At 69.5% G+C, this 26,693-nt stretch carries 26 protein-coding genes and 1 pseudogene; 13 read left to right on the plus strand and 14 right to left on the minus strand.

From position 1 onward, the window contains the following. The first annotated feature begins 63 nt into the window (after positions 1–63). The 3 genes from ACQF4J_RS04525 to ACQF4J_RS04535 all read left to right on the plus strand — a co-directional run bounded on the left by ACQF4J_RS04525 (position 64) and on the right by ACQF4J_RS04535 (position 2,370). Positions 64–630, plus strand: a complete 567-nt coding sequence (locus ACQF4J_RS04525; RefSeq protein ID WP_427164643.1) for a galactose oxidase early set domain-containing protein — start codon at positions 64–66, stop codon at positions 628–630. 119 nt (positions 631–749) lie between these two features. Beyond that, entirely contained in the window at positions 750–1,514 is a 765-nt protein-coding gene (locus ACQF4J_RS04530; protein WP_427164644.1) for a DUF4142 domain-containing protein, read from the plus strand. A 115-nt stretch (positions 1,515–1,629) separates the two neighbouring features. Then, on the plus strand, positions 1,630–2,370 hold the full coding sequence (locus ACQF4J_RS04535) for a DUF4142 domain-containing protein (RefSeq protein WP_427164646.1): 741 nt from the start codon (positions 1,630–1,632) through the stop codon (positions 2,368–2,370). Here the strand turns inward: ACQF4J_RS04535 and ACQF4J_RS04540 are convergent, their stop codons facing one another. The 3 genes from ACQF4J_RS04540 to ACQF4J_RS04550 form a co-directional block, all read right to left on the minus strand. Further along, entirely contained in the window at positions 2,371–3,051 is a 681-nt protein-coding gene (locus ACQF4J_RS04540; protein WP_427164648.1) for a hypothetical protein, read from the minus strand. It lies immediately after the preceding gene. 272 nt (positions 3,052–3,323) lie between these two features. Next, on the minus strand, positions 3,324–3,860 hold the full coding sequence (locus ACQF4J_RS04545; RefSeq protein ID WP_427164650.1) for a MarR family winged helix-turn-helix transcriptional regulator: 537 nt from the start codon (positions 3,858–3,860) through the stop codon (positions 3,324–3,326). A 34-nt stretch (positions 3,861–3,894) separates the two neighbouring features. Further along, a complete protein-coding gene (locus tag ACQF4J_RS04550; RefSeq protein WP_427164651.1) occupies positions 3,895–4,983 on the minus strand; it encodes a PP2C family protein-serine/threonine phosphatase in 1,089 nt (362 codons plus the stop codon). A gap of 170 nt (positions 4,984–5,153) precedes the next feature. On the opposite strand from ACQF4J_RS04550, the gene ACQF4J_RS04555 reads away from it, so the two are divergent. The 6 genes from ACQF4J_RS04555 to ACQF4J_RS04580 all read left to right on the plus strand — a co-directional run bounded on the left by ACQF4J_RS04555 (position 5,154) and on the right by ACQF4J_RS04580 (position 9,430). Continuing rightward, complete coding sequence (locus tag ACQF4J_RS04555) at positions 5,154–5,660, plus strand: nitroreductase family deazaflavin-dependent oxidoreductase (protein WP_427164653.1); 507 nt, start codon at positions 5,154–5,156, stop codon at positions 5,658–5,660. A 297-nt stretch (positions 5,661–5,957) separates the two neighbouring features. Then, positions 5,958–6,503 (plus strand): hypothetical protein, encoded by a 546-nt coding sequence (locus ACQF4J_RS04560; RefSeq protein WP_427164654.1) that lies wholly within the window; start codon positions 5,958–5,960, stop codon positions 6,501–6,503. 70 nt (positions 6,504–6,573) lie between these two features. Beyond that, the gene (locus tag ACQF4J_RS04565) at positions 6,574–7,218 is read left to right on the plus strand and encodes a TetR/AcrR family transcriptional regulator (RefSeq protein WP_427164655.1); all 645 of its coding nucleotides are present in this window, start codon (positions 6,574–6,576) and stop codon (positions 7,216–7,218) included. Positions 7,219–7,229: 11 nt separating this feature from the next. Beyond that, positions 7,230–7,889: an ABC transporter ATP-binding protein gene (locus tag ACQF4J_RS04570; protein ID WP_427164657.1), complete on the plus strand. Its 660-nt coding sequence runs from the start codon at positions 7,230–7,232 to the stop codon at positions 7,887–7,889. After that, positions 7,876–8,676 carry a hypothetical protein gene (locus ACQF4J_RS04575; RefSeq protein WP_427164659.1) on the plus strand — a complete coding sequence of 267 codons (801 nt, stop codon included), beginning with the start codon at positions 7,876–7,878 and terminating at the stop codon, positions 8,674–8,676. The genes ACQF4J_RS04570 and ACQF4J_RS04575 overlap by 14 nt, the downstream gene beginning before the upstream one ends. A 106-nt stretch (positions 8,677–8,782) precedes the next feature. Next, complete coding sequence (locus tag ACQF4J_RS04580; RefSeq protein WP_427164660.1) at positions 8,783–9,430, plus strand: hypothetical protein; 648 nt, start codon at positions 8,783–8,785, stop codon at positions 9,428–9,430. Positions 9,431–9,433: 3 nt separating this feature from the next. On the opposite strand, the gene ACQF4J_RS04585 is transcribed toward ACQF4J_RS04580, so the two are convergent. Next, entirely contained in the window at positions 9,434–10,156 is a 723-nt protein-coding gene (locus ACQF4J_RS04585; RefSeq protein ID WP_358593646.1) for a flavodoxin family protein, read from the minus strand. Positions 10,157–10,806: 650 nt separating this feature from the next. Here ACQF4J_RS04585 and ACQF4J_RS04590 point away from each other — a divergent pair. Continuing rightward, positions 10,807–11,136: a TfoX/Sxy family protein gene (locus tag ACQF4J_RS04590; protein ID WP_427164661.1), complete on the plus strand. Its 330-nt coding sequence runs from the start codon at positions 10,807–10,809 to the stop codon at positions 11,134–11,136. A 50-nt stretch (positions 11,137–11,186) separates the two neighbouring features. On the opposite strand, the gene ACQF4J_RS04595 is transcribed toward ACQF4J_RS04590, so the two are convergent. Further along, positions 11,187–11,786, minus strand: coding sequence for a TetR/AcrR family transcriptional regulator (locus ACQF4J_RS04595; protein WP_427164663.1), 600 nt, complete (start codon positions 11,784–11,786; stop codon positions 11,187–11,189). Positions 11,787–11,908: 122 nt separating this feature from the next. On the opposite strand from ACQF4J_RS04595, the gene ACQF4J_RS04600 reads away from it, so the two are divergent. Next, on the plus strand, positions 11,909–12,565 hold the full coding sequence (locus ACQF4J_RS04600) for a peroxiredoxin-like family protein (RefSeq protein WP_427164665.1): 657 nt from the start codon (positions 11,909–11,911) through the stop codon (positions 12,563–12,565). Here ACQF4J_RS04600 and ACQF4J_RS04605 read toward each other — a convergent pair. Further along, positions 12,562–14,514, minus strand: a pseudogene (locus tag ACQF4J_RS04605) (galactose oxidase-like domain-containing protein). The gene ACQF4J_RS04600 and the pseudogene ACQF4J_RS04605 sit on opposite strands and share 4 nt — an antisense overlap. 242 nt (positions 14,515–14,756) lie before the next feature. On the opposite strand from ACQF4J_RS04605, the gene ACQF4J_RS04610 reads away from it, so the two are divergent. Both ACQF4J_RS04610 and ACQF4J_RS04615 read left to right on the plus strand, forming a co-directional pair. After that, positions 14,757–15,338, plus strand: coding sequence for an Rv1733c family protein (locus ACQF4J_RS04610; protein WP_427164667.1), 582 nt, complete (start codon positions 14,757–14,759; stop codon positions 15,336–15,338). 136 nt (positions 15,339–15,474) lie between these two features. Beyond that, complete coding sequence (locus ACQF4J_RS04615) at positions 15,475–15,843, plus strand: hypothetical protein (protein WP_427164668.1); 369 nt, start codon at positions 15,475–15,477, stop codon at positions 15,841–15,843. 263 nt (positions 15,844–16,106) lie between these two features. Here the strand turns inward: ACQF4J_RS04615 and ACQF4J_RS04620 are convergent, their stop codons facing one another. The 8 genes from ACQF4J_RS04620 to kdpA form a co-directional block, all read right to left on the minus strand. Continuing rightward, the gene (locus tag ACQF4J_RS04620) at positions 16,107–17,627 is read right to left on the minus strand and encodes a flotillin family protein (protein WP_427164669.1); all 1,521 of its coding nucleotides are present in this window, start codon (positions 17,625–17,627) and stop codon (positions 16,107–16,109) included. Between the two features lie 102 nt (positions 17,628–17,729). Continuing rightward, positions 17,730–18,239, minus strand: coding sequence for a hypothetical protein (locus ACQF4J_RS04625; protein ID WP_427164670.1), 510 nt, complete (start codon positions 18,237–18,239; stop codon positions 17,730–17,732). A gap of 172 nt (positions 18,240–18,411) precedes the next feature. Continuing rightward, complete coding sequence (locus tag ACQF4J_RS04630) at positions 18,412–18,771, minus strand: hypothetical protein (RefSeq protein WP_427164671.1); 360 nt, start codon at positions 18,769–18,771, stop codon at positions 18,412–18,414. Between the two features lie 90 nt (positions 18,772–18,861). After that, complete coding sequence (locus ACQF4J_RS04635; RefSeq protein ID WP_427164672.1) at positions 18,862–21,405, minus strand: ATP-binding protein; 2,544 nt, start codon at positions 21,403–21,405, stop codon at positions 18,862–18,864. Between the two features lie 46 nt (positions 21,406–21,451). Next, complete coding sequence (locus ACQF4J_RS04640; protein ID WP_427164675.1) at positions 21,452–22,135, minus strand: response regulator; 684 nt, start codon at positions 22,133–22,135, stop codon at positions 21,452–21,454. A 115-nt stretch (positions 22,136–22,250) separates the two neighbouring features. Then, positions 22,251–22,862 carry a potassium-transporting ATPase subunit KdpC gene (gene kdpC, locus ACQF4J_RS04645; protein WP_427164676.1) on the minus strand — a complete coding sequence of 204 codons (612 nt, stop codon included), beginning with the start codon at positions 22,860–22,862 and terminating at the stop codon, positions 22,251–22,253. Positions 22,863–22,867: 5 nt separating this feature from the next. Next, positions 22,868–25,006: a potassium-transporting ATPase subunit KdpB gene (gene kdpB / locus ACQF4J_RS04650; protein ID WP_427164678.1), complete on the minus strand. Its 2,139-nt coding sequence runs from the start codon at positions 25,004–25,006 to the stop codon at positions 22,868–22,870. Next, positions 25,006–26,667, minus strand: a complete 1,662-nt coding sequence (gene kdpA / locus ACQF4J_RS04655; RefSeq protein ID WP_427168561.1) for a potassium-transporting ATPase subunit KdpA — start codon at positions 26,665–26,667, stop codon at positions 25,006–25,008. The genes kdpB and kdpA overlap by 1 nt, the downstream gene beginning before the upstream one ends. Between the last annotated feature and the right edge of the window lie 26 nt (positions 26,668–26,693).

The following is a 26,693-nucleotide window of genomic DNA, read 5'->3' on the forward strand; positions in this document are numbered from 1 at the left end:
GACGGATCGGCCGCGACCGCGCCGACATGGCGCCGGGCGACCCGCTACCTGAACAGCGTGATCATGCCGGACGACACCGTAATCACCACCGGCGGCAGTTCCGGCTATCGCGGCAAGGGCACCAGCGACATCCTCAGGGCGCAGTTCTCCAATCCCGCCGCCGACACCTTCACCCCGGCCGCCGCCCCCACCGTCCGCTGCGAGTACCACACCGAGGCCCTGCTCCTGCCCGACGGCCGCATCGCGGTCTTCGCCGACAAGGCCGACTCCCGCCCCGGCCACTTCAAGCAGCGCGTCGAGGTCTACTCCCCGCCGTACCTCTTCCACGGCGTACGGCCTCGCCTGGACCTCGGCGGCAGAACGCGGGCCTCCCGAGGAGACGAGCTCACCCTGGGGTCGGCAGAAGCGGCCCGGATCACGCGTGTCCGGCTCCTGCGCCCCGGATCGGCCACCCATGTCACGGACTTCGACCGGCGCTCCGTCGCCCTCGACGTGATCCGCCGCGCCGACACATCGCTCACGGTACGAATCCCCGACGATCCGTCACTGGTCCCGCCGGGCTGGTACATGGTCGTCGCCACGGACGGCGGTGGCACTCCGTCCAAGGCCCTGTGGCTGCGCGTCCGCTAAGGATCGGCAGCCCAAGAAACCCAACTTGGCATAGTGCAAGCTTTACCTTGAGCAAGGGTTTTCTTTCCCTTGCGGGCCCGTACCCGCCGATGCACTCACCGTTCACACCGGGAGACACCATGCCCATATCGCGCAACACGATCGGAACCGTCTTCGTGGGCGGCGCGCTGAGCGTCACGCTCGCCGCCCTGGCCTACCCAAGCATGCTCGGCATCCAGACGACGTCCTCCAACCAGTCGCGCGTGATCGCCAGCACCCAATGGGGCCCGCTCACAGAGGCCGACCGCAACTTTGTCGTCTTCGTCCGCTCCGCCGGGCTGTGGGAGGGCCCCTCCGGGGACCTGGCCATGAAGAAGGGGACAACCCAGGCGGTGCGCGAGGCAGGCCGGCACCTGGTCATCGGGCACGCCGCACTCGATGCCAACTGCCGCAAGATCGCGCCCGAGCTCAACATCACCATCCCCAACCAGCCCACTCCACAGCAGCAGGGCTTCCTGGACACGTTCAAGTCCGACACCGGCAAGCAGTTCGACTCAGACTTCGCCAACATCCTGCGCGTCACCCACGGCTCGATCTTCAACACCATCGCCAAGATCCGCTCCACCACCCAGAACACCCTCGTGCGCCAACTGGCCGACCAGGCCAACGACGTGGTCCTGGATCACATCACGCAGATGGAGAACACCGGGCTCGTCAACTTCACCCAGGTCAACTTCCAGGAGACGACCCCACCGAAGCTTCCGTCCAGCCAGGTCACACCACCGGTGCCGCAGCCGGGGGCGCCCATGATCACCCTCACCGTGCCCCCCGGACTGCCGACCGAGGGCGTACCGACAGGCCCGGCCACAACGCCCTCGCCGTCCCCCTCTCCCCCAGCCGGATAACCTCGGGTGTGACACACAACACATGGCTGCGTGCAAAATTTATCCAGAGCAATGATCGGTTGTCCCGGCCTTTCCGTACCCCCTGGCGTACCAGCCGCTCACGCCTGGAGGCCGCATGCCCATCTCCCGCAACATGGTCGGATCCGTCGTCGTGGTCGGCGCGCTCGGCCTGACCCTCTCCGCACTCGCCTACCCCGCCATGCTCGGTGTGCAGACCGTCTCCAGCGATCCGAACCGGGTCATCGCCAGCACGCAGTACGGTCCACTCACGGAGGGCGACCGTGATTTCGTCGTCAAGGTGCGCTCCGCCGGATTGTGGGAGTACCCGCTGGGCGAGCTGGCGCTGGAGAAGGGCTCCACTCCGGAGATGCGGGAGGCCGGCAAGCACCTGATCGTGGGGCACGCCGGTCTCGACGAACTGTGCCGCAAGATCGCCCCCGAGCTGAACATCACGCTGCCCAACCAGGCCACCCCGCAACAGCAGCAGTTCGTGCAGACCTCGGCGGCCGAGTCCGGTACGCAGTTCGACACCACCGCCGCCAACATCATGCGCGTGACCCACGGCCAGATCTTCCCGGCCATCGCCAAGATCCGCGCCAGCACCAAGAACACCCTCGTGCGTCAGCTCGCCGACCTGGCCAACGACACGGTCCTCGACCACATCACCGTGCTGGAGAAGACCGGCGTCGTGAACTTCGACCAGGTCAACTTCCAGCAGACCACCCCGCCCAAGCTCCCCAAGGAGCAGCTCACGCCACCCGCAGCCCAGCCGGGTGCCCCGATCGCCGTCCTCACCGCCCGCCCCGATCTGGGCATCAACACCGCTTCCCCGACGCCCAGCCCCTCGGCCGGCTGATCAGCGGTGGCCGGCTTGACCCGTGCCGAACGGGATCGCGGTCTCCGCTGGGCGGGAGAGCCGGTAGGAGCGGACGACGGCGACCAGGCATCCGGCGACGAGGGCCGCGGCCCAGGGGGCCAGGTCGCGCAGCGGCCCCGCCACACCGGCCCCCGCCTGCGCACCGCGCGGGGGCACCCGTCCCTGGGGATCCGACACCACGGCGAGCGCGTCCCCGGGCCGGGTCGCTTCTCCGCAGCCACGCCAGATGCGTACCTTGAGCGGGACGCCGTCGGTGCCCGCCACCGAACACAGATAGCGGGCATGCCCGCCTTCCGCCGCCCGGCCGTCCTCGACCGACGTCACCACCACGGACTGCACCTGACCCCGTTCGGCCAGCACTATCCCGGCGGCTGCCTGCGGGGCCTGCACTGCGAGGCACACACCGAGCAGCGCGGCGATGCCGATCAGCGCACGTCCGGCCCCCACGAAGGACAGATACACGGCCAGCGCACCCGCGCACACCAGGCCCGCCTCGCCGTCGGCCAGCGACAGTCGGCCGGTCCAGGCGCCGAAGAGCGTCGTACCGACGATCGCCCCGGCACCGAGGACCCCCGCCAGGAGCCCCTCTCCCACGAGCCACCAGGGCGGCCGCCCGACGAACTCCGCCGGGCCCCACACCGAGGTGCGCAAGTACGCCATCAGGTGACGCTCACACGGGGACGAGTGATGACGCTTCCGGCGCACGCGTGTCACACCCCCCGCATTCTTCCCGTCCATGGCGACCACTCACTCCACGGCTCGCAGACGCACTCCGCGACCGGCACCCGCACGTCGGGCGCACTGTCGGAGCACTGCAGCACAGCCGACGTTCACAATTCCCTTGCATTATGCAAAATCTTTCGGACGCGGAAAAGAGCCGTCCGGGAATCGCGGCAACAGCCGGGAGGAGCGTCAGGTGTCAGGGAGGAGCGTCAGGTGTCGTGCGCCATCACGCCGTCGACGACCCAGCCGAGCGGATGCGGTTCCGGGTCGTCCAGGGCGGGGGCGGGGGGCTCGCCTCCCGCCTTGTTGAAGGCGCCCAGGGCCTCGACGAGCGCCAGCCGCTGGATCGGGGAGAGCCGCTCGACGATGGCGGCGATCTCGGTGCGGCGCCTGGCGGTGACGTCCTCGACGGTGCGCCGGCCTTCCTCGGTGAGCTGCAGCAGGGTCTCGCGGCGGTTGCCCGGGTTGGTCTGCCGGTCGGCGAGCCCGGCCGCGATCAGCCGGTCGACCATCCGCATCGCCGTCGACGGCGCCACCTGGAGCAGATCGGCCAGCGTCACCAGCTTGGTGGCTCCGCGGGTGGAGAGCACGACCAGCATACGGAACTGCGGAAGCGTCACCCGTTCCTCGACCTCGGCAAGCGAGCGGGCGGAGACCGCCACCAGCAGGCGGGACGCGGTCAGCACCGCACGGGTCACCGCATCGACGTCGTCCATCGTCCCCGCGGGGTTCTCACGCTCCGGCATGTGTCCTTTCTACCTTGCCGAAGGTGGTGCCCCCTCACCCGATGGGAACAGATTTTCCTTCCCCATGACCGTGATACCGCAGCAGCAGCATCGCGGCGTCGTCATGGAGCGGTCCTGCGACGTGGCGCACCAGGTCCTCGCGCAGCGCCTCCAGGGCGCGGCCGGCGTCGGGCTCCTTGAGCAGGTCGGCCCTCTCGCCGAGGGGGTAGAAGGAGCCGTTCGTGTCCCGGGCCTCGGTGACCCCGTCGGTGTACAGCAGCAGCTGTTCGCCGGGGGCGAAGTCCACCCGATAGGGTTTGGGCCCTTCGCTGCCGTGGGCACCCAGTCCCAGGGGGAGGGCGTACGCGAGCGGCTGCGGGAAGTCGACGCCACCGCCGTGGCGTACGACCATCGGCGCCGGATGACCGTAGTTGAGGAAAACGACCCCGTGGTCCGAACCGATCTCGGCGAGCACGGCAGTGACGAACTTCTCCCCCTCCAACTCCCGGGCCACGCTCCGCTCCAGCCGCTCGCCCAACCCGACCAGGTCGGGTTCGTCGTGGGCCGCCTCCCGGAAGGCGCCGAGCACCACGGCGGCCGTCTCCACCGCGGCGAGCCCCTTGCCCTGCACGTCGCCCACGATCACCCGGATCCCGTGTGGCGAGGCCACCACCTCATACAGGTCGCCGCCGATCCGCGCCTCGGCGACGGCTGAGGTGTACGACACCGCCGCCTGCAGCGGGCCCGCGGTGCGTGGCACCGGGCGCAACAGCACCCGCTGCGCCACCTCCGCGATCGACCGGACACTGGCCAGCTCCGCCTCCCTGCGCGAGCGTGTCACCGCGGCCGCGATGCCCACGCCGGTGACCCCCGCCACCGACGCCATCGCCGCGAAGCCCCGCCGCTCCTCGAACAGCCCGTCGTACATCCCGAGTGCCACGCACACGAGCAGCGCCAGCGCACCGATCAGCGCTGTACGCCGCCATCCGCCGACCAGCCCGGAGAACGCCGGCCCGAGCGAGACCAGCGGCAGGAGGCCCACCCCCGGCCCGGCGACGACATCCGCCCCGGCCACCACGGCCATCGCCGCCACCGGCATCCAGGACAGCACCGCAGAACCCTGCGCCGGCCTCCGCTCGGTCATGCGTCCTCCAGAAAAAGTTCCAGCGCATGAGAGCCGTCTGATCGCTCTGGGCACAGACGCCCCTCCCCGGATTTAGACTATGCAAATGTCCCTGTGAGGAAGGTGCTCTCGGTCGAGCCCTTTACCCAATAGAGGCCGAGAGCCGACATGTCCGACGTCGGAAGGCGAAGATGCCCCACAGACAGACCGCACCGGACCGACCCCGGCTCCCCGTCGGCTGGCGGCGGTTCCTCGTCCGCCTGCCGATTCTTCTCTTCCACTGCGGGCTGGGATGGATCTTCGGCAAACGACTGCTCCTCCTGCACCATGCCGGCCGCGTCACCGGACTCGACCGACAGGTGGTCCTCGAAGTAGTGGAGTACGAGCCGGACGACGGCAGTTGGACCGTCGCGTCCGGCTTCGGCCCGAAGGCGGCCTGGTACCGCAATCTGCGCGCAGAGCCGAAGACCCTCATCGAGGTGGGCACCCGCCGTCACGCCGTCACGGCCCACTTCCTCACACCGGACGAGGGCGCCGAGGTCATGGCCCGCTATGCCCGTCGCCACCCACGAACCGCACGCCGCCTGTGCGCGTTCATGGGCTTCCTGTCGGACGGCACCGACGCCGGGTTCCGAGAGGCGGGCCGGGCCGTCCCCTTCGTACGCCTGAACGCCGGCCCGGGAACCCGGCTGCCGTGAAGCCCAGGCACTACGCGGGTTCAACTCCAGACCAAGACCACCCCAAAGCCCTGGCCTTCAGATTTTGCACTGTGCAAAACTTGCACTCGGGGGACCGAGTCGGCGGTCGGTGTCGCCCAGCGCCCAGGAGTGATCGGCACGCTGTCCGGAGTGAGGGCGCCACACCGACCGCCGACAGGTCTCCCACCAATCGGTTCTCGGAAGTGCGCGCACTCCGCACCCTCTCCGCCGATCCGTGCGGTCCGCTGCGGCCCGCAGAACGGACCCGGCCGAGGAAGGCCGAGGAGGACGGGGACCGTGGTCGCTGAAGACCCAGGCCAGGGCGGAACACCGGACGAGGAGGGGGCTGTTCCGCCCATCCCGGACACCATATGGCGGCGGTTTCTCGGCGACACCGAGCAGGCCATCCGGGCCTCCGCACCCAGGGAACCCTCCGCACGGGAGCGGGCAGCCGGGAGCCACCCCGATCCGGCGGACTCACACGGCGTGCGGCAGGAGCGGCGAGAGGATGCGCCCGCCGAACCCTGGTCGGCATCTTTCGATGCGGTGGGCGAGGTGTGGCAGCCGGAGGAACGGCGGCCCGCCCCTGCATGGCGGGACATGGACGGCCCGACCCGGTGGCGACGGGTGGGCCACGTCCTCGCGACGGTCGCCGCGGTGCTCGTGGCCGTCGGAGCCCTCTCCCAGGCGTCCAGCCGTTCGGGCACCCCCGGCGGCACACCCACGGTCGCCACTTCACAGCAGTCCGATGAGGTGCTGCCGGACGACGTGCCCACCGCGAACGCCCCGCCGTCCGCTCCGGCCCACGCGGGCACGCTCCCGCCGAGGCCCCGTACCGGGTGACGCGCCCCGTAGACACACGGCGTTCCGCCTCCCCTCGACAGCGATTGAACGCTCGTTTAGTATTCTGCACATGCGTTCAATCCGTGACGACCGGACCACCCGCGCGGTCATCCGTGACGAGGCCCTGCGCCTGTTCGCCGCGAGCGGGTGGGAGGCGGTGACGATGCGGCAGATCGCCGCAGCCGCCGGCGTGTCGCCCGGGCTGGTCATGCACCACTTCGGGTCGAAGGAAGGCCTGCGACAGGAGGTCGACCAGTACGTCCTGGACGTCTTCGAGGCGATGCTTGGCGAGCTGACGGGTGACGGCGGGGCGGAGCTGCTCGATCCCGGGGCCGGGGCGAGTTCGCTGAGCGAGGTGTTCGCCCGGCACCTGCCCGACGACTCACCGCTGCCCAGCTACCTGCGCCGACTCCTGCTGTCTGACACGGACGCCGCGCAGTTGCTGTTCCGGCGCCTGTACGAACTGAGCAGGGCCGCGCTGGACGGCCTGGCGGCAGCGGGACTGGCCGCCCCCGGAAGGGATCCGGCGGTGCGCGCCGCCCTGCTCCTCGCCAACGACCTCGCCCTGTTCCTGCTGCGCGACCGCCTGGCCGAAGTCCTCGGCGCAGACCCGCTGTCGGTCGACGGGATGACCCGCTGGGCCCCGGAGATGCTCAGTATCTACGCGGGCGGACTGAACGCGATACCACCGGAACCGCAAGGAGACGCACCCTAGGGAGGCGGCGCATGGCGCCCGGCTCAACACCCGCACCCACACCCGTACTTCAGGCCCACAACATCCACAAGTCCTACGGCAAGCATCCCGTCCTGCGCGGCGCCGACCTCACCGTCGCCCCTGGGCAACTCGTCGCCGTCGTGGGCGAGAACGGCGCGGGCAAGTCGACGCTTCTGAAGATCCTGTCCGGCACCCTGCCCGTGGACCGCGGCGAGGTCGTCCTGTCCGGCACCCTCGGCTACTGCCCGCAGGACCCCGTCCTGAACGCGAGCCTCACCGTCGAACAGCACCTGCGCTACTTCGCCGCCGCCCACCGCCTGCCCGACCTGGACCGCGGCCGGGAACTCGTCCGCCTCCTCGGCTACGAGCAGTACGGAGCGTCCCCCGCCGACGAACTGTCCGGCGGCACAAGGCAGAAGCTCAATCTCACCCTGGCCCTGTTGCACGACCCGGACGTTCTCCTCCTCGACGAGCCCTACCAGGGCTTCGACTGGGATACCTACCTGCGGTTCTGGGACCTGGTCGAGGAACTGCGCACCCGTGGCAAGGCCATCGTGGTCATCACCCACCTCGTGTTCGAACAGGACCGCTTCGACCTGCTGGCCGATCTCACCGACGGCCGGCTCACCCCGCGCACGACGTCGAGGGAGGACGACCATGTCGGTGCCTGACGCACTCCGGCTGCGGCCGCCGTACGGGCAGTTCCCCACCGCCCTGCGCTTCTGCGTGCGCGACCAGACCCGCAACCGGCTCGCCGCACTGCTGCTCGTCCTCTTCGTCCCCGCCTGGTACCTGATGATGGACGCCCTGGCCGGACACGCGCCACTGGACTTCAAGCTCTATGCCACCGGCCGGGTCCTGCACGTCGACGGCGGCCACCTGACCCTGATCTCGGCCGGCCTCAACTCCGTCACGATCATTGCCGGATTCGTCGTCTTCGACGCCGTACGCAAGGCCCTCACCTTCGACCGCCGCCTGGTGTTCGCCGGATACCGGCAGAGCACGCTCATCAGTGCCAAGGCGCTGGCGATCGCCCTGGTCGCGGGGGCGATCGCGCTCTACACCGCGCTCGCGGTGCTTCCCTTCTGGCGTCCGGATCCCGGCGGCTGGTTCGCCGTGCTGGCCGGCTTCACCGCCATCGCGCTCACCTATGGCGCGCTGGGCCTGTTCCTCGGCGTCCTGGTCAAGCACGACCTGGAGGGCTTCTTCTTGATCATCATGGGCGGGCTGATGGACACCTTCCTGCAGAACCCGCTGGGCAACCCCCTCGCCAACAAGCCCGTCCTGGAGTGGTTCCCCTCTTTCGGGCCCATGCAGTTCGCCGTCGGCGGCTCCTTCGGGAACACCGCGTTGTGGAGCCACCTCGCGCTCGGCCTGAGCTGGGCGGCCGGGTTCGCCGCGGTCGGGCTGGTGATCTTCCGGATCAGGACCCGCAACCGCACGCGCACCGGTGGCTGAGGGCCGCCGTACTCCCGCCGCAGTAGCCCTCCACTCCCCTCGGAGTAACCCCAACCCGCTCCCTCCGTACGACGACCGCGGCGGCACGCCGACCGAGCATGAAGGCATGATTCTCATCGAGCTCTTCGCACCCGCGGGCGTTCTCGACCCGGCACGACACCAACGGCTCGGCACGCGGCTCATCGACGCGCTCATGGGCACCGAGGACGCCCACGCCGAAGCCGTCATGGACTCCGCACGCGCCCTCACCCAGGTCCTCATCCACGAACCCGCCGCATGGATCACCGGCGACCGTCCCCCGGTCGACCCCGCCGACCCGCCCCGCTACCTGATCCGCGTCAGCGCACCGGCCCCCTGGCGCAAGGAGATGAGCGCCCACGCGATCGACCGGCTCACCCAGGCCCTGGCAGAGACCGAGGAGCAGGCGGGCCGGGATCCCGACCGGCTGCGCGACCAACCGCACGCCCTGATCCAGGTCGTCGGCGTCCAGGAAGGCAGCCTCGGGCTGTACGGACGTCCGATGGGCAGCCTGGATCTCATCCAGCACATGACCGCCCCGCACCGCGACACCATCGCCCGCCTGCCCACCGACGACCTGCCGCCCGGCACGGTCATCGACCCGGTGTGCGGCATGACCGTCGACCTGAACGCCACCGACCTCACCCTGGAGGTCGAGGGAACGCTGCACGGCTTCTGCAACGGCCAGTGCCGGCGCATCTTCGCCGACGAGCACGGCGTGCCGCTGAGCGCGTAGGGGTCAGCGGTAGTCGGGGTTGGGGGCGTCGAGGCGGCAGCCCGCGTCCCACTCCGAGCGTTGGTTGCCGTGGGCGGGGATGCCCTTGGCGCGCTTGAGCATGGCCGCCAGGTGCATCAGGTTCCAGGTCATGAAGGTGGTGTTGCGGTTGGTGAAGTCGTTCTCGGGGCCGCCCGAGCCCGGGTCGAGGTAGGAGGGGCCGGGGCCCGCCGGGCCGATCCAGCCGGCGTCGGCCTGCGGCGGGATGGTGTAGCCGAGGTGCTGGAGGCTGTAGAGGACGTTCATCGCGCAGTGCTTGACACCGTCCTCGTTGCCGGTGATCAGACAGCCGCCGACGCGGCCGTAATAGGCGTACTGGCCCTCGGAGTTGAGTAGACCGGAGCAGCCGTAGAGGCGCTCGATGACCTTCTTCGTGACCGAACTGTTGTCGCCCAGCCAGATCGGCCCGGCGATCACCAGGATGTCGGCGGCCATCACCTGCTCGTACAGCGCGGGCCACTCGTCCGTCGCGAAACCGTGCTGGGTCATGTCCGGGTAGACGCCGGTGGCGATGTCATGGTCGACGGCGCGGATCTCGGACGTGGTGACCCCGCGCGACATCATGATCTCCGCGCTCTTGTCGATGAGCCCCTGGGTGTGACTCTGCTGCGGGGACGGCTTGAGCGTGCAGTTGACGAACAGGGCGGTGAGGTCGTCGAAGCGATAGCTGTCGTCGGTGGCGTTCACGGCGGCTCCTTGCGCGCGAGGCGGTGTTTCGTCCCGGGAAGGGGACGGATCCAGCCGCAGCTTCTCGCGAGGATCTCCGTTTGTCGCGCTTTGTCGGGCATCCGTCACCCTTCCGACCGATGTCGCGCGCACCGGCACGCCGACTGGGATCCTGGGCCCGTGGCATTCGACGTGACGGTACGGCGTGTGATCCCGCTGCGGCCCGAGCAGGCGGCGGCGTACGCCATGGACTGGTGTCACGACACCTGGGGGCACCTCCCATGCCCGTTCAGGGCCATGGGGGAGGATCCAGGGCATCCGGCAGGCGGAGCTCACCAGGGAAGCGGACGGCGGCGGATTCGGAGTGGGCGCCGAGCCGACCCGTACGGCGTACTTCCTCGGCCGGCGCATCCACTACGTCCTGCCGGTGACCGCGCACGAGCCACCACTGCTGCTGGCCATGATCGCCACGGCCGCCCCCATGCCCATGCACGTCACCTACACCTTCGAGGCCCACCCACGCGGCACCCTGGCCGGCATCCGGGTGCGCGGCGGCCCGGGCGGGCTGCTGCGTCTCGCGGCGCCTTTGATGTCGCGCACGTCCGATCGAATCTCACCAAGGACCTGCGCGACCTCGAACGACGGCTCACCGACCGGAAAGGGAGCGCATGATGGCGTACGACGAAGGGCTGGCCGAACGCATCCGGGAGCGGTTGGGCGCCGATCCCGACATCACGGAGAAGCGCATGTTCGGAGGCATCGCCTTCCTCCACCGCGGCAACATGGCCGTCGGCGTGAGCGGCGACGACCTCATGGTCCGTGTCGGGCCCGACGCCACGGACGAGGCCCTGGCCCGGCCGGGTGCACGGATCTTCGACATGACCGGCCGCCCGATGCGCGGCTGGATCGTGGTCGCGGCCTCCGCCGTCGCGGAGGACGAGGCGCTCGGCGAGTGGATCGAACAGGGCCACGCGTTCGCGGCGAGCCTGCCGCCCAAGTGAGATCGGGTCCCGGCCTTCGCCGAAGAGCATCCTCAACCGGCGGCCCCTTGTCACACCCCGATTCGGCCACCGAAGGCTCGCAGGGCAGCGCTCACCGTCGCGTGCAACGCTTCTGAGTCGGCCCCCGAGCGTGAGCGCAGGTTCACGCCGTAAGCGAGCAACGCCAGCAGTTCGGCAGCAGCGTCCGGATCCGTTCCGGCAGAGAGTTGCCCTCGCCCCTGAGCCGTGACGAGCGCTGCGCACAGCGCGTCCCTCAACTCCCGGTGGTGCCGGTCGAGAAGGGCTCGGACCTCGGGATCGCCGTTCTCGGCTCCGGCGTGGGCGTTGGAGACCATGCAGCCCCAGCGGGCGTGTTCGCCCGAGCAGCGCGCCTCGATCAGCCCGGCGAAGAAGTCCGCGACGGCGGGCAGCCCCCGGCCGTCCTCGGCAAGGCGGCGGAAGGCCGGCTGGGATCGCTGCTTGAGGTAGCGGCGCAGTGCGGCACGGTAGAGCTCCTGCTTGCCGCCGAACGTGGCGTACAGGCTGGAGCGGTTGAGCCCGGTCGCCGTGACGACGTCCTGGATCCCGGTCGCGGCCACGCCCTGCCGCCAGAACAGCCGGACCACGGACTCCAGGGCCTGATCCGGGTCGAAGTGCTTGACGTCCGGCATCGCGTTACCTGCCCTCCCTCGACCCACCATCTTGAAACGAGGGTTCCAGGATAAGCCCGACCCCGTTATCTTGGAACGGTCGTTCCGAGTTGATCGATCCATGCCTCAGGAGGACCGTTCCCATGCCCCTGAACGCCGAGCTGCGTGCCTTCTACGAAGCCCGACAGCAGCAGATCCCCGCCGAGATACGGGAGATCATGCGCCGGGCCGGACAGGAGCTCGCCGACTCCGGTCAGGCCGACCGCGCCCTGACCGTCGGCGACCAAGCCCCGCCCTTCCGATTGCCATCCGCCACCGGGGAGTCCGTCGCGCTGGACAACCTGCTCGCCCGCGGCCCGGTCGTGCTGGCCTTCTACCGCGGCGCCTGGTGCCCGTACTGCAACATCGCCCTGCGCGCACTCCAGCAGCACTACGACGCCATCACCGCGCGCGGGGCTCACCTGGTGGCCGTCTCCCCGCAGGTCCCGGACGAGTCGCTGACATTGACCGAGAAACACGAACTCGCCTTCGGCGTGCTCAGCGACATCGGCTCCGAGACCGCCCGGCAGTATGGCCTCGCCTTCGACCTCCCCGACGACCTCGCCGCCGTCTACGACAAGCTCGGCTTCGACCTCCAGCGCGTCAACGGCGGCCACCCGCGTACCCTGCCGCTGCCCGCCACCTATGTCATCGACCGCGACGGCGTGATCCGCTGGGCGTTCGTCCACACCGACTACACCCTCCGCGCCGAACCCGCCGACATCCTCGCCGCGTTGGACGCCCTCGGCACAACCCGCTAGGGCACGCGCACCCACAGCGCCTTGGACGGTGTGCCCTGGTCGTCGGTCGCGAAGAGCATGTACCAGCCGGCCGGGACGAGGTCGCGGTTCTTCGGGGCGGTGACCTGGATGCCCCTGCCGTCCTTCGTCTTCTTGAAGTCGAGGGCGACGGAGCGCTGTTCGACGTCGATGACGTGGGTGGTGGAGCCGGGGTGGATCAGCCGCGCCGTCTTGATGACCGAGGCGTACTTGGTGGCGAAGGTCGCTGTCTGGCCGAGCTTGACGGTTTTCGGCCCGCCCGTGAGTGAGGGCCGCGAGCCCCGGTACAGGTACGGCGGGGTGTAGATCTCCAGGCGCTGCTCGAAGACGCCGGGCCTGGACTTGGCCTTGTCGGCGAAGAGGGAGTCGCCGCCGAAGGTGATCACGCGGCCGTCGGGCAGGAGGATGGAGCCGGAGTGGTGGTTGCGGCCGACCTCGGGGTCGGCGACGCGGCGCATCCTGCCGGTCTTGGCGTCGTAGATGCGGGCCTGGGTGGATGTTCTCCGCCGACGGGCCGCGGTAGTCCTCGGAGCCGCCGGTGATCAGCACGGTGTCGTCGGGCAGGATCGACAGTTCCGGATAGCGGGTGCCCTCCGTCAGCTGTGGCCCGTCCGTGAAGTGGGGGCTGGTCGCCTTGAGGTCGATGATCCGGGTCTTCTTCGACGACTTGGGCGATTCGCCGATGCCGCCACCCCCAGCGACCATGAACTTCTGGTCCTGGGCGGGCGGCAGCAGGACCGTGCCCGAGGTCACCGTCAGGTGCGCGTCGTCCAGGCCGGGCAGCTTGGTGAACCTGTTGGTGTCGACCTGCCAGATCCCCGGGGTGCGGCCCACGTTGTTCGGGCCGTAGCCGGCGTTGGAGCCGGAGTACAAGAAGGTGCCGTCGGGCAGCTGGAAGACGGCCGGGTAGGTGGGGAACTGGCGGATCTTTCCGCTGTAGTGCCAGGTCTTGGTCTTCGGGTCGTAGATCTCGCTCTTGCCGGGCACGACCTGGCCGATGTCGTCCAGGCCGGACAGGGCCAGCACCCGGCCGTCCGCGAGCCGGGTCAGGGTCGGGTACCAGCGCGCCTCGCTCATCGGGGCGACCTTGGTGAACTTCTCGGTGTACGGGTTGAACTCCTACGCCTGCCGGATGCCCTGGAAGTCCTTCTTGTCCAGGCCGAGTTTGTTGGCGATGCCGTACACGTTGTGGGTGTCGGAGCCGGTCAGACCCTCGATGCGGTAGTTCTCCTGGGCGCCGGTCTCGTACTTGGCACCCTTCTTCTGCGCCTCGACGTAGATACGGCCCAGGCTCGCCTCGGTCCGCAGGAACTTCTCGGTCTTCTTGTCGAAGATCTTCTTCGCCGGCTTGACGGTGACCGGATCCTTGGAGACGAAAGTCTTGTGATTCTGCTTGCCGGTGAAGTGAGTCCCGGCGGGCAGGGTGATCGGCTTGTCCGGGTTCTCGTTGTGGACGACCATCAGGCCGCCGGCCTTGGTGACGTCGCCCTTGAGCTTCTCGTAGCGCTTGGTGCCGCCGGCGAACAGCAGGTTGCCGTCGGCGAGATGGATGTGGCCGGTGCAGAACAGGTCGGCCGGAGTCTTGACCTCGTCGTACGTGTTCTTGACGGATCCCACACCACCGAGCGGAAGTTCTTCGCGTCGAAGTTGTCGAGGTTGTTGCCAGAGCCGGCGACCAGCAGCACCTTGCCGGTCTGCAGCAGCGCCCCGTGGATGGTGTTCTGCCGGAACTGCCTTGGGACGTTCACCACGTCCCAGTGGCCGTTCTCGGCCTTGTACTCCGGTCTGTTGATCTTGTACGTGTGGTACTTCTCGCTCCCGAAGCGGTACAGCCACGGCCCGCTCGGCCCGGCCAACGCCAGCACCAGCACGGTGCCGACGGCGAGACGGCGGGCGCGACGGCGCGAGCCGAAATCACGTGCGGAACTCATACCCACATCCCCCCGGAATGGGTGCCGCAGCGATCAACGACCACCCAAAGCGGCGGCCGCGCGACAAAGAGCCATCCTATTTTGCGCCATGCGAAGGAGAGCCCAAACTCGTGTACCGGCTGCGATAACGACGCCACGCCTGCGCCACCCGCCGCACGCGTCCGGTCGTCGGGAGCATCGACAGGAGGACACTAAAAACGAAGTCGACGGACCTGTCAGTGCTCGCGAAGGGGGTGTCGGCCATGGCAAAGACCCGATGCGGCAAGGGGTGGATGTGGCGCTGGCGCCGCAATCCGCTCAGGCGCCGCAGTGACGTCGTCGACGCCTGGATCGTGCTCGCGGCATGGTTGATCGCGCTCTGTGGAGGTGTGCTCACGGGACTGGCGGCAGGGTCCGCGGTGGACCACGGGCTGGACCGGCAACGGGCGGAGCGCCACTTGGTCTCCGCCGTCCTCACCGAGAACGCGCCGGGCGGGACGTCGGCATCGGCGCTCGATGGCAGTCACGTCTGGGCCATCGTGCGCTGGACGGCGCCGGACGGCTCGACGCATACCGGCCGGGCGAAGGTGCACCCCGGTGCGAAGGCGGGCACCCTGGCCACGGTGTGGGTCGACCGGCGGGGCCGGCTGACGTCGAAGCCGCTCGCGCACGGTGAAGCGTCGTTCCAGGCGGCCTGGACCGGCGTGCTGGTCAGCCTGGGGGTGGCCGGAGCTCTGCTCGGCGGCGCCCAGCTGGTCCGTCTCCACCTGGCCCGGCGGCAGTCGAGGCATTGGGACGAGGAGTGGGCGCGTGTCGACACGCCCTGGGGATGGAAGGCCGGCTGACACGGCATGGGGCAGCGCCATGAAGGACGACGTCGTACAGCTGCCCGACCGTTTCCAGGGCCAGACATCACGAATCGTGGCACGATGCAAAGACGGCCGGAACACAGGCTCGTGCCGCACGACGAGGGGGCTGACCGTGTCCGCCATCACCATCGCGATGCGCCAGGCCATGCGCCTCGACGGAGCGCTCGGCGTGGCGGTCGTCGACTACGTCAGCCGTATGACGCTCGGCACCCTCGGCGGGCCGGACGGCCTCGACCTCGCCAAGGCCGCGAGCGGCGGCACGGACGTCGTTCGCGCCAAACTCTCGGCCATGGGCCTGATCGGTTACGCACCGGCGCGGCTGGTGGACATCCTCATCACCCTGGATACGGAGTACCACCTGATTCGGCCTCTGACCCGCCGCACGCACGAAGGACTCTTCCTCTACGTTGTCCTCGACCGGGACCGCACCGATCTGCCCAGCATCCGCAAGGAGTTGCGGCAGATCGAGCGGCTCCTGTGACTACTCTCCGCCAGCCACTCACGGCACCGACGCGGCGGAGATGAGGATGCGCCCGACCTGTCCCAGTCGATCGCGGCAGCCGGCCCAAGACGATCGCCCGCCGTGTGCGGCGATGCCCGGCCCTCAGCACCCCACGCCCCGCCCGACAGCCGGGAGTTCCTCAACCCGCTCCGGTAGAGGAGAGTGCGCAGGACCCGGCTAGTTCTGGCTGATCAGCACGGGCGGTCGCCTCCCGTGCTCCTTGCCCTGATACGTCGACCGGATCAGCCGCCGATCTCGATCTTTCCGTTGGCCTCCGGCGCCGGCTGCGCGGTCTCTGCCCGTCGTGTGATGCCCTTCAGCAACTCGGCGAGGTCGACTCCGGTGGTGGAGCTGAGGAGTTCGACGCCCTGAGCGACGTTGTCGGCGACGGTGCGCGACAACTGGCTCGCGCCGTCGGTGGAGATGACGGTCATCTTGTCCACCGCGCTGAGCGGCTCGGACGCCTTGGCGACGACCTGCGGGAGCACCTCGACGAGCATCTGGAGGATCGCCGCGTCGCCGTACTGCCCGAACGCGTCGGCCTTCTTCCGCATCGCCTCCGCCTCCGCCGCGCCCTTGGCGCCGATCGCCGAAGCCTCGGCCTCGCCCTCCAGCCGGACCGCCTCCGCGATCGCCGCACGCCGGGACCGCTCGGCCTCGCCCTGCTTGAGGCCCTCGACGGCCTCCGCCTCGGCGAGCGCACTGCGCCGCTGCTTCTCGCCCTCACCGGTCAGCCGGGCCCGCTCGGCCTCCGCCTGGGCGGCCGCGATGCCAGCCGCCTTGTCCGCCTCGGCCTGCTTGACGCGCGCCACCCGCCTGGCCTCGGCCTCCTGCTCGGCGGCGTACCGCTGGGCGTCGGCCGGCTTGCGGACCTGGGTGTCGAGCTGCCGGTCGGTCAGTGCGGCCTGCCGCTCGGCGACCTTCTCCTGCTGGGTGAGGATCTCCTGCTGCCGGGCCGCCTCGGCCAGCGGGCCCGCGGCGGCGGCACGGGCCGCGGCCTCGTCGGTCTCGGCCTTGATCTCCGCCTGCCGCAGGTTGAACGTCCGTTGCGCGACGGCGATCTCCTCCGCGGCCTTCAGCCGCGCCTGCTCGGCCGCACGCTGGGCCACCGCCTCGGCGATGTCGGCCTCCTGCTTGGCGCGGGCCGCCTCCGGGCGGCCGAGGTCCTCCAGGTAGGAGCCCTCGGTGGTGATGTCCTGGATCTGGAAGGCGTCCAGCACCAGGCCCTGCCCGGACAGGCTCGCCTCCGCCTCCTCCGCGACCTGCCCCGCGAAGGCCGCCCGGTCACGGATGACGTCCTCCACCGACATCCGGCCGACGATCGCGCGCAGGGCGCCGGACAGGACCTCCTGGGTGAAGCCGACGATGCCGTCCTGCTGCATCAAAAACCGCTGGGCCGCGGCGCGGATGGAGTCCTCGGTACCTCCGACCTTGACGATGGCGACACCGTCCAGGTTGGCCTTCACCCCGCGCAGGGTGACCGCGCCGCGCACCGCGACCGGGATGTGCCGCGAGGACAAGTCGAGGGTGAACTTCTGCTGCACGAACGGCACGACGAACACGCCGCCGCCGACCACGACCTTCTGCCCGCTGTTGTCGGTGAACACCCGGCCGGTCTCCGGATCGGTGGCCTTCTTGCCCCGCCGGCCCGTGACGATGAACGCCTCGCTCGGCCCGGCCACCTTGTAGCGGCTGATGACGACGAGAGCCGACAGGACGAGGAGTACGACGACTCCGACCACGGCGACGACGACAGGACTCATGGCAGTGCCCCCAGACACGTAGTACCCCGGAGGGGTGGAAAGGCCCCACATGGGGCGGTCAGCAGAAAAGGAGGAGCGGGCCGTCGGCCGGCGCAGCAGAGCTCAGCGGTCCACCGGGCGCACGAGGACGGAGGTCGCGGACGGCGCCGCCTCCACCCACACCTCGGCACCCCGGGCCACCGGCCCGGCACTGCGGGCGGCGAACTTCACCGGCTGTCCGGCGAGTTGGAGCAGTACCTCACCGAACCCGTCGGCGGGGATGGCCGTCACCACACTCCCGGACGTACCGATGAGATCGGCCCCGGTGGGCGTCACCGCCGTCTGATCACGCATCAGGGCACGGCTGAAGCGATATGTCAGCCAAGCCGTGCCCACCCCCGACAGTGCGCCGGCGGCGGTGGCGCCCAAGGGGCCGACCCCCGTGGTCACCTGGGCGATGACTCCGCCGAAGCCGGTCATCGCCAGGAAACCGGCGACGACCGGCAGCGACAGCCACCCGTCGAGACCGCCGCCCAGCGCACCGTCGAGCGCGCCGTCCAGCAGCCCGTCGAAGACCAGCGACAGGGCGAGCAGCACGACCCCCGTGATGCCGAGTCCAAGAAACCAGGCCATGCGCGCCGTCCCCCTCTCACCTGCCGCTGATCTCCGGCTTGACGGAATCCTGACACGGTGGGGCGCGCTGTTTCATTGCCGTGTTCCGGCAATGTTTACGCGATTTTGATGCCGTCCATCGGCGAGGTGCCACGCCCTCTCACGGGAGGGCTACGGGCGTACCGCGGTCGGGTCAGCCGCGCGGCCGGCGCCGTCCCCGGGTCACGAGGCGGGCGGCCAGGGTGGCCAGCGCGAGCGAGGTGACGAGGAGCAGGGCGGCCAGGACCGCTGCCAGTGGTTGGGCGGCCTCGTGGGGACGCAGCAGCACAGAGCCGCCGAGGCTCAGGATCCAGGCGAGGGCGATGACCAGGGATGCCTCGGCGATGACCGGGGTGGCGCGCACGACTGATGGGGCGGCGTCCGGGCGGCGGGCCGGCCGGTCGTGTGCCGACGGGTCCAGCAGAATCAGCACCCAGAAGCCGACGACCAGGACGAGCGCCGCCGTGAACGCGGCCGTGGGGAAGCGGAGAGCGGCTTCGGTGATCTCGCGCACGACACAACCGTATGCCTCCCGGGTGCCTGACGGGAGGCTCCCGCAGCAGGGATGTCAGCCCTCGCCCGGGCCGGATCACCTACGGCGTGTCTACGAGGCTGTCGTGGCGGAGAGGTCTGACACCGCCTGCGGGCTGTCCGCCGTGGGGAGGCTGAGGACCATGGTGAGGCCGCCGCCGGGGGTGTCCTCGGCGCGCAGGGTGCCGCCCATCGCCTCGGCGAAACCGCGGGCGACGGCGAGGCCGAGGCCGACCCCGTTGCCGCGCGGAGCGTCGCCGTACCGCTGGAAGGGTTCGAAGATGCGGTCCTTGGCCTCGTCGGGGACGCCGGGGCCGCGGTCGACGACCCGGACCTCGACACGCTCGCCGAGAACGCTCGCGGACACGAGGACCGGCTCCTCGGCGGGGGCGTACTTCACCGCGTTCTCGACGACGTTGGCGACCACGCGCTCCAACAGGCCCTTGTCCACGCAGACCATGGGCAGCGTCTCGGGGATGTCCAGCTCCACACCGTCCTCCGGCACGCCGGCCAGGGACATCGGGACAACCTCGTCGAGGTCGATGTCCCGGATCAGCGGCGCCACGGTGCCGGTCTGCACCCGGGACATGTCCAGCAGGTTGCCGATGAGATGGTCGAGGCGGTCGCAGCCCTCCTCGATGCCGGCCAGGAGTTCGGCCTGGTCCTGCTCCGACCAGGCGACGTCCTCCGACCGCAGCGAGGTGACGGCCGCCTTGATGCCTGCGAGAGGCGTGCGCAGGTCGTGGCTGACCGCGGCGAGCAGCGCGGTGCGCATCCGGTTCGCCTCGGCGAGCACCTTGGACCGGTCGGCCTCCTCCTGGAGGCGGCGGCGGTCCACGACCACGGCCGCCTGAGCGGCGAAGGCGGCCAGCACCCGGCGATCCTCGGCCGGCAGCACCCGCCCGCAGAGGGCCAGCGCCATATGGTCGCCGACGGGTACGTCGACGTCGGCGTCCTCGGGGCGTCCGGTCGGTGCGTCCGGGCCCACGCAGCCCGCGACGGTCCAGGGCGCGGAGTCGCTCTCGCGTTCCAGCAAGGCCACGGACCGCATCACGAACGTCTCGCGCACCCGCTCCAGCAGCTCCTCCAGACTGGTCTCACCGCGCAGCACGTTGCCCGCGAGGAAGGACAGGATCTCCGACTCGGCCCGCAACCGGGCCGCCTGGTGAGTACGCCGGGCCGCCAGATCGACGACCGACGCCACCGACACGGCCACCGCCACGAAGATCACCAGGGCGAGGATGTTCTTCGGGTCGGCGATCGTGATCCGGTGCACCGGTGGCGTGAAGTACCAGTTCAGCAGCATGGACCCGAACGCCGCCGAGGCGAGCGCCGGCAGCAGGCCGCCGAGGAGGGCTGCCGCCACCGTCAGCGTCAGGAACAGCAGCATGTCGTTCGTCAGGCCGAGGTCGGCGTCCACGTGGGTCAGCAGCAGCGTCAGGAGTAGCGGGCCGGCGACACCCGCGAACCAGCCCCAGAGGATGCGCGAGCGCCCCAGCCGACCGCCCCGCGCGACGGGCAGCCCCCGGCCCTTGCCCGCCTCGTCGTGGGTGATCAGGTGGACGTCGAGGTCGGGGCCGGAGTCCCGGGCCACCGTCGCGCCGACACCGGGCCCGAGGACGTACTGCCAGCTCTTGCGGCGCGAGACGCCGAGCACGATCTGGGTGGCGTTGACCCCGCGCGCGAAGTCCAGCAGCGCCGCCGGGACGTCGTCGCCGACGACCTGGTGGAAGGTCCCGCCCAGGTCCTCGACCAGGGTGCGCTGGACCGCCAGCTCCTTCGGCGAGGCGGACGTGAGACCGTCGCTGCGGGTGACGTACACGGCGAGCACCTCGCCGCCGGCCCCCTTCTCGGCCAGCCGGGCTGCCCGCCGGATCAGCGTCCGTCCTTCCGGACCGCCGGTCAGGCCGACGACGATCCGCTCGCGCGAGCCCCAGATTTTCGACACCCGGTGCTCGCTGCGGTACTGGTTCAGGTACTCGTCGACCCGGTCGGCCACCCACAGCAGCGCCAGCTCGCGCAGGGCGGTGAGGTTGCCCGGCCGGAAGTAGTTGGAGAGGGCCGCGTCGACCTTGTCGGGCTTGTAGATGTTGCCGTGCGCCATCCGGCGGCGCAGCGCCTCGGGTGACATGTCGACCAGCTCTATCTGGTCCGCGCGCCGGACGAGCTCGTCGGGGACGGTCTCCTGCTGTCGTACGCCGGTGATCGACTCGACGACGTCGCCCAGCGACTCCAGGTGCTGGATGTTCACCGAGGAGACGACGTCGATGCCGGCGGCGAGCAGTTCCTCCACATCCTGCCAGCGCTTGGTGTTGCGCGAGCCGGGGATGTTCGTGTGCGCGAGCTCGTCCACGAGCGCGACCTGCGGGCGACGCGCCAGCACCGCGTCGACGTCCATCTCGGTGAAGAGGGCTTCCCGGTACTCCAGTTCCCTGCGCGAGATCTCCTCCAGGCCATGCAGCATCACCTCGGTGCGCGGCCGGCCGTGGTGCTCCACGAAGGCGACCACGCAGTCGGTGCCCCGCTCGATGCGGCGGTGAGCCTCGGAGAGCATCGCGTAGGTCTTGCCGACGCCCGGCGCCGCACCCAGGTAAATCCGAAGCTTGCCGCGTGCCATGTCTCTCGTCTCTTCGCCGCTACGCCCGTACGTCTGTCTGTGCCGGTCATCCCTCAAAGCGGTAGCCCATGCCCGGCTCCGTGATCAGATAACGGGGATGGGCCGGATCCGCCTCCAGTTTGCGACGCAGCTGGGCCATGTAGACCCGCAGGTAGTTGGTCTTGGTGCTCTGCGAGACGCCCCAGACCTCCTGCAGCAGGTATGTCTGGGTGATCAATCGGCCCGGGTTGGTGACCAGGATCTCCAGCAGATGCCACTCGGTGGGGGTGAGCCGTACGTCCCGGCCGCCCCTGGCCGCCCTCTTCGCCATCAGGTCGATCGTGAACTCGTCGGTCCTGACCAGTGTCGTCTCGGAGACGAGTGATCTCTCCTCGGTGCGACGCACGGCAGCCCGCAGCCGTGCCATGAGTTCGTCCATGCTGAACGGCTTTGTGATGTAGTCGTCCGCGCCCGCGTCGAGCGCGGCGACCTTCTCGTCCGAGGCACGGCGCGCGGACAGCACCAGGACGGGCACCCGGGTCCAGCCCCGCAGGGCCTTGATCACGTCCACGCCGTCCATGTCGGGCAGGCCTAGGTCCAGTATCACTACGTCCGGCTGGCGGGCAGCGGCCAGACGGAGGGCGGTGGCGCCGTCCGGCGCCGCGTCCACTCCGTACTGCCTGGCCTGCATGTTGATCACGAGGGCCCGTACGAGTTGCGGGTCGTCCTCCACCACCAGCACCCGGGTCATCGGTGCGCGGCCTTCCTCTTGTCGGTGGGGTCAGCGGCGTAGATGCGGCGGTGGGAGCCGGCGGACCGGAGGTTCCCGGTTCGCCGGCTCCCGGCCGTCGGTGTCCGTAATCCCACTATTTCTGGGCCAGTTCCTTGAGGGCGATGTTGAGTTCCAGGACGTTGACGTGCGGCTCGCCCATAAAGCCGAGACTGCGCCCGTCGGTGTGGTCCTTGACCAGCTTCTCCACCTGGGCCACGGACAGCGCGTTCGCCTTGGCGACCCGGTTGACCTGGATGTCCGCGTAAGCCGGGGAAATGTCCGGGTCGACGGCGGAGGCCGAGCCGGTGACCGCGTCGGCGGGCACCTTCGACTCGGGTACGCCGTTGAAGGCGGCGACCTGCTTCTTGGCCGCCTCGACCATCTTCACCAGCTTGGGGTTGCTGGCGCTGAGCTGGCTGGAGCCGGTGGCCAGCGGGTCGTAGTTGCTGTTGGACGGGCGCGGCTGGAACCACTTCGGGTCCGGCTTGTCGGTGCCCTTGATGTTCCAGCTCTGACCGATCAGCTTCGAGCCGACCTCCTTGCCGTCGACCTTCACGATCGAGCCGTTGGCCTTGCCGTGGAACAGAGCCTGGCCAATGCCGGTGACGACGAGGGGGTAGACGATGCCGGTCACGACGGTGAGGACGAGCAGCATGCGCAACGCCGCCCACGCCATGCGACCGGAGTTCACGAGAGAGGTGTTCATGTCCTTCACCCGATCCCGGGGAACAGAGAGATGAGCAGGTCGATGAGCTTGATGCCGATGAACGGGGCGATCAGCCCGCCGATGCCGTAGATCGTGAGGTTGCGCCGCAGCAGTTTGTCGGCGCTCACCGGCCGGTACTGCACGCCCTTCAGGGACAGCGGCACCAACGCGATGATGATCAGCGCGTTGAAGATGACCGCCGACAGGATCGCGGAGTCCGGCGAGGACAGGCCCATGATGTTGAGCTTGTCCAGGCCCGGGTACACGGCCGCGAACAGCGCCGGGATGATCGCGAAGTACTTCGCGACGTCGTTGGCGATGGAGAACGTCGTCAGCGCACCGCGCGTGATCAGCAGCTGCTTGCCGATCTCGACGATCTCGATCAGCTTGGTCGGGTTGGAGTCGAGGTCGACCATGTTGCCGGCCTCCTTCGCGGCCGACGTACCGGTGTTCATCGCCACGCCGACGTCCGCCTGCGCGAGGGCCGGCGCGTCGTTGGTGCCGTCACCGGTCATCGCGACGAGCTTGCCGCCCGCCTGCTCCCGCTTGATGAGCGCCATCTTGTCCTCGGGCGTGGCCTCCGCGAGGAAGTCGTCGACACCCGCCTCCTCGGCGATCGCCTTGGCCGTCAGCGGGTTGTCACCCGTGATCATGACGGTCTTGATGCCCATCCGGCGCAGTTCGTCGAACCGCTCCCGCATGCCTTCCTTGACGACGTCCTTGAGGTGGATGACACCCAACACCCGTGCCCCGTCGGCGTCTTCGACCGCCACCAGCAGCGGCGTACCGCCCGCCTCGGAGATACGGCCCGCGATGCCGTCCGCGTCCTCCGCGACTGTGCCACCCTCCTCCCGCACCCAGGCGACGACCGAACCGGCCGCTCCCTTGCGGATCCTGCGCCCGTCGACGTCCACGCCCGACATCCGGGTCTGCGCGGTGAAGGCGATCCACTCGGCACCCGCGAGCTCGCCCTGGTGGCGCTCGCGCAGTCCGTACCTCTCCTTCGCCAGTACGACGACGGAGCGGCCCTCGGGCGTCTCGTCGGCCAACGAGGAGAGCTGCGCGGCGTCGGCCACCTCGGCCTCCGTCGTCCCGCGTACCGGCACGAACTCGGAGGCCTGCCGGTTGCCGAGGGTGATCGTGCCGGTCTTGTCGAGGAGCAGCGTCGAGACGTCGCCGGCGGCCTCGACCGCCCTGCCGGACATGGCGAGGACATTGCGCTGGACCAGACGGTCCATACCTGCGATGCCGATCGCGGAGAGCAGCGCGCCGATCGTGGTCGGAATCAGGCAGACCAGCAGCGCCACCAGCACGACCATGCTGAGGTTGGAATGCGCGTAGTTGGCGAACGGCGGCAGGGTGGCCACCGCCAGCAGGAAGACGATCGTCAGAGAGGCAAGCAGGATGTTCAGCGCGATCTCGTTGGGCGTCTTCTGCCGGGCCGCGCCTTCGACGAGGTTGATCATCCGGTCGATGAAGGTCTCACCGGGCTTCGTCGTGATCTTGATGACGATCCGGTCGGACAGCACCTTCGTCCCGCCGGTAACCGCTGAACGGTCGCCGCCGGACTCCCGGATGACCGGGGCCGACTCACCCGTGATCGCCGACTCGTCGACCGAGGCGACGCCCTCGACGACATCGCCGTCACCGGGAATGACGTCACCGGCCTCGCAGACCACCAGGTCGCCGATCTTCAGCTCGGTGCCGGGCACCTGCTCCTCACGCTCGCCCGCGAGCCGCCGGGCCACCGTGTCGGTCTTGGCCTTGCGCAGGGTGTCCGCCTGCGCCTTGCCGCGGCCCTCGGCGACGGCCTCGGCCAGGTTGGCGAAGACCACCGTCAGCCACAGCCAGGCGCTGATCGCCCAGCCGAACCAGTCCCCCGGGTCCTTGAAGGAGAAGACGGTCGTCAGCACGGACCCGATCCAGACCACGAACATCACGGGCGACTTGACCATCACCCGCGGATCGAGCTTGCGGACGGCGTCCGGCAGCGACTTGACCAGCTGCTTCGGATCGAACAGTCCCGCGCCGACACGTCCTTCGGCGGGCTTGTGACCCGTCGGCGCGTCCTGGTGAGGCGCGAGGGTGGGAGTGGACATGGAGTCCCGCTTCTTCACGTCGGTTTTCCGGGTGTCGGTCGTCATCACGCCAGCCCCTCGGCCAGGGGCCCCAGCGCCAGCGCCGGGAAGAACGTCAGCCCGGTGATGATCAGGATCGCGCCCACCAACAGGCCAGTGAATAGCGGTTTCTCGGTGCGCAGGGTGCCCGCCGTCATGGGGATCGGCTTCTGTTCGGCGAGTGAGCCGGCCAGCGCCAGCACGAACACCATCGGCAGGAAGCGGCCCAGTAGCATGCACAGGCCCAGCATCGTGTTGTGGTACTCGGTGTTCGCGCCGAACCCGGCGAACGCCGAGCCGTTGTTGTTGCTGGCCGAGGTGTAGGCGTACAGCACTTCGGAGAAGCCGTGCGCACCCGTGTTCGTCATCGACGACTGGCCCTTGCCCAGCGCCATCGCCAGCCCGGCGCCGATCAGCACCAGCGCCGGGGTGATGAGGATGTAGCAGGCCGCCAGCTTGATCTCACGCGAGCCGATCTTCTTGCCCAGGTACTCGGGCGTACGCCCCACCATCAGACCGGCGATGAACACCGCGATGATCGCCATGATCAGCATGCCGTAGAGGCCGGAGCCGGTGCCGCCGGGCGCGATCTCGCCCAGCATCATGCCCAGCAGCAGCACGCCGCCGGACAGACCGCTGAAGGAGTCGTGGAAGGAGTCGACCGAGCCGGTCGAGGTCATGGTGGTGGAGACCGCGAACGCCGAGGAGTTGCCCTCGCCGAAGCGCTGTTCCTTGCCCTCCATCGCGCCACCCGCGAGCTGCGAGGCAGTGCCGGGATGGGCGTATTCGAGCCAGGTCACGGCGATCACGGCGAGGAACCAGATGATGCCCATGGCGGCGACGATCGCGTAGCCCTGCTTGACCGAGCCGACCATCTTGCCGAAGGTGCGCGGCAGCGAGAACGGGATCACCAGGAGCAGGAAGATCTCCAGCCAGTTGGTGAAGCCGTTGGGGTTCTCGAACGGGTGGGCGGAGTTGGCGTTGAAGAAACCGCCGCCGTTGGTGCCCAGGTCCTTGATGGCTTCCTGGGACGCCACGGCGCCCGGGCTGATGGCCTGCTTGTCGCCGGTCAGCGTGGTGACGTGGTGGATGTCGCCGAAGTTCTGGATGGCGCCCGCCGCGATCAGGATCACGGCTGCGATCACGGAGAGCGGGATCAGGATCCGGATGATGCAGCGCACCAGGTCGGCCCAGAAGTTGCCCAAGTCTCCGGTGCGGGAGCGGGCGAAGCCACGCACCAGCGCCACCGCGACGGCGATACCGACGGCGGCGGAGACGAAGTTCTGCACGGCCAGGCCGGCGGTCTGGGTGACGTGGCTCATCGCCACCTCGCCCGAGTACGACTGCCAGTTCGTGTTCGACACGAAGGAGGCGGCCGTGTTGAACGCCTGGTCCGGAGTGATGGCCTTGAAGCCGAGCGACAGTGGCAGCTTGTCCTGTACCCGCTGCAGCAGGTACAGGAACAGCACGCTCACCGCCGAGAAGACCAGCATGCCGCGCAGGTAGGCCGGCCAGCGCATCTCGGCGTCCGGGTCGGCGCCCACCGAGCGGTAGATCCAGCGCTCGATGCGCAGGTGCTTCCTGGACTGGAAGACGGCGGCCATGTAGTCGCCGAGGGGACGGTGTGCCAGAGCGAGCGCGCCGATCAGCGCGGTCACGAAGAGCACGTCAGCAAGTACGGGACCCATGTCGCCCGCTGCGGAGGCAGCTGATG

This window comes from Streptomyces sp. C1-1 (assembly GCF_050214755.1).
In the GTDB taxonomy this organism is placed as follows: Bacteria; Actinomycetota; Actinomycetes; order Streptomycetales; family Streptomycetaceae; genus Streptomyces.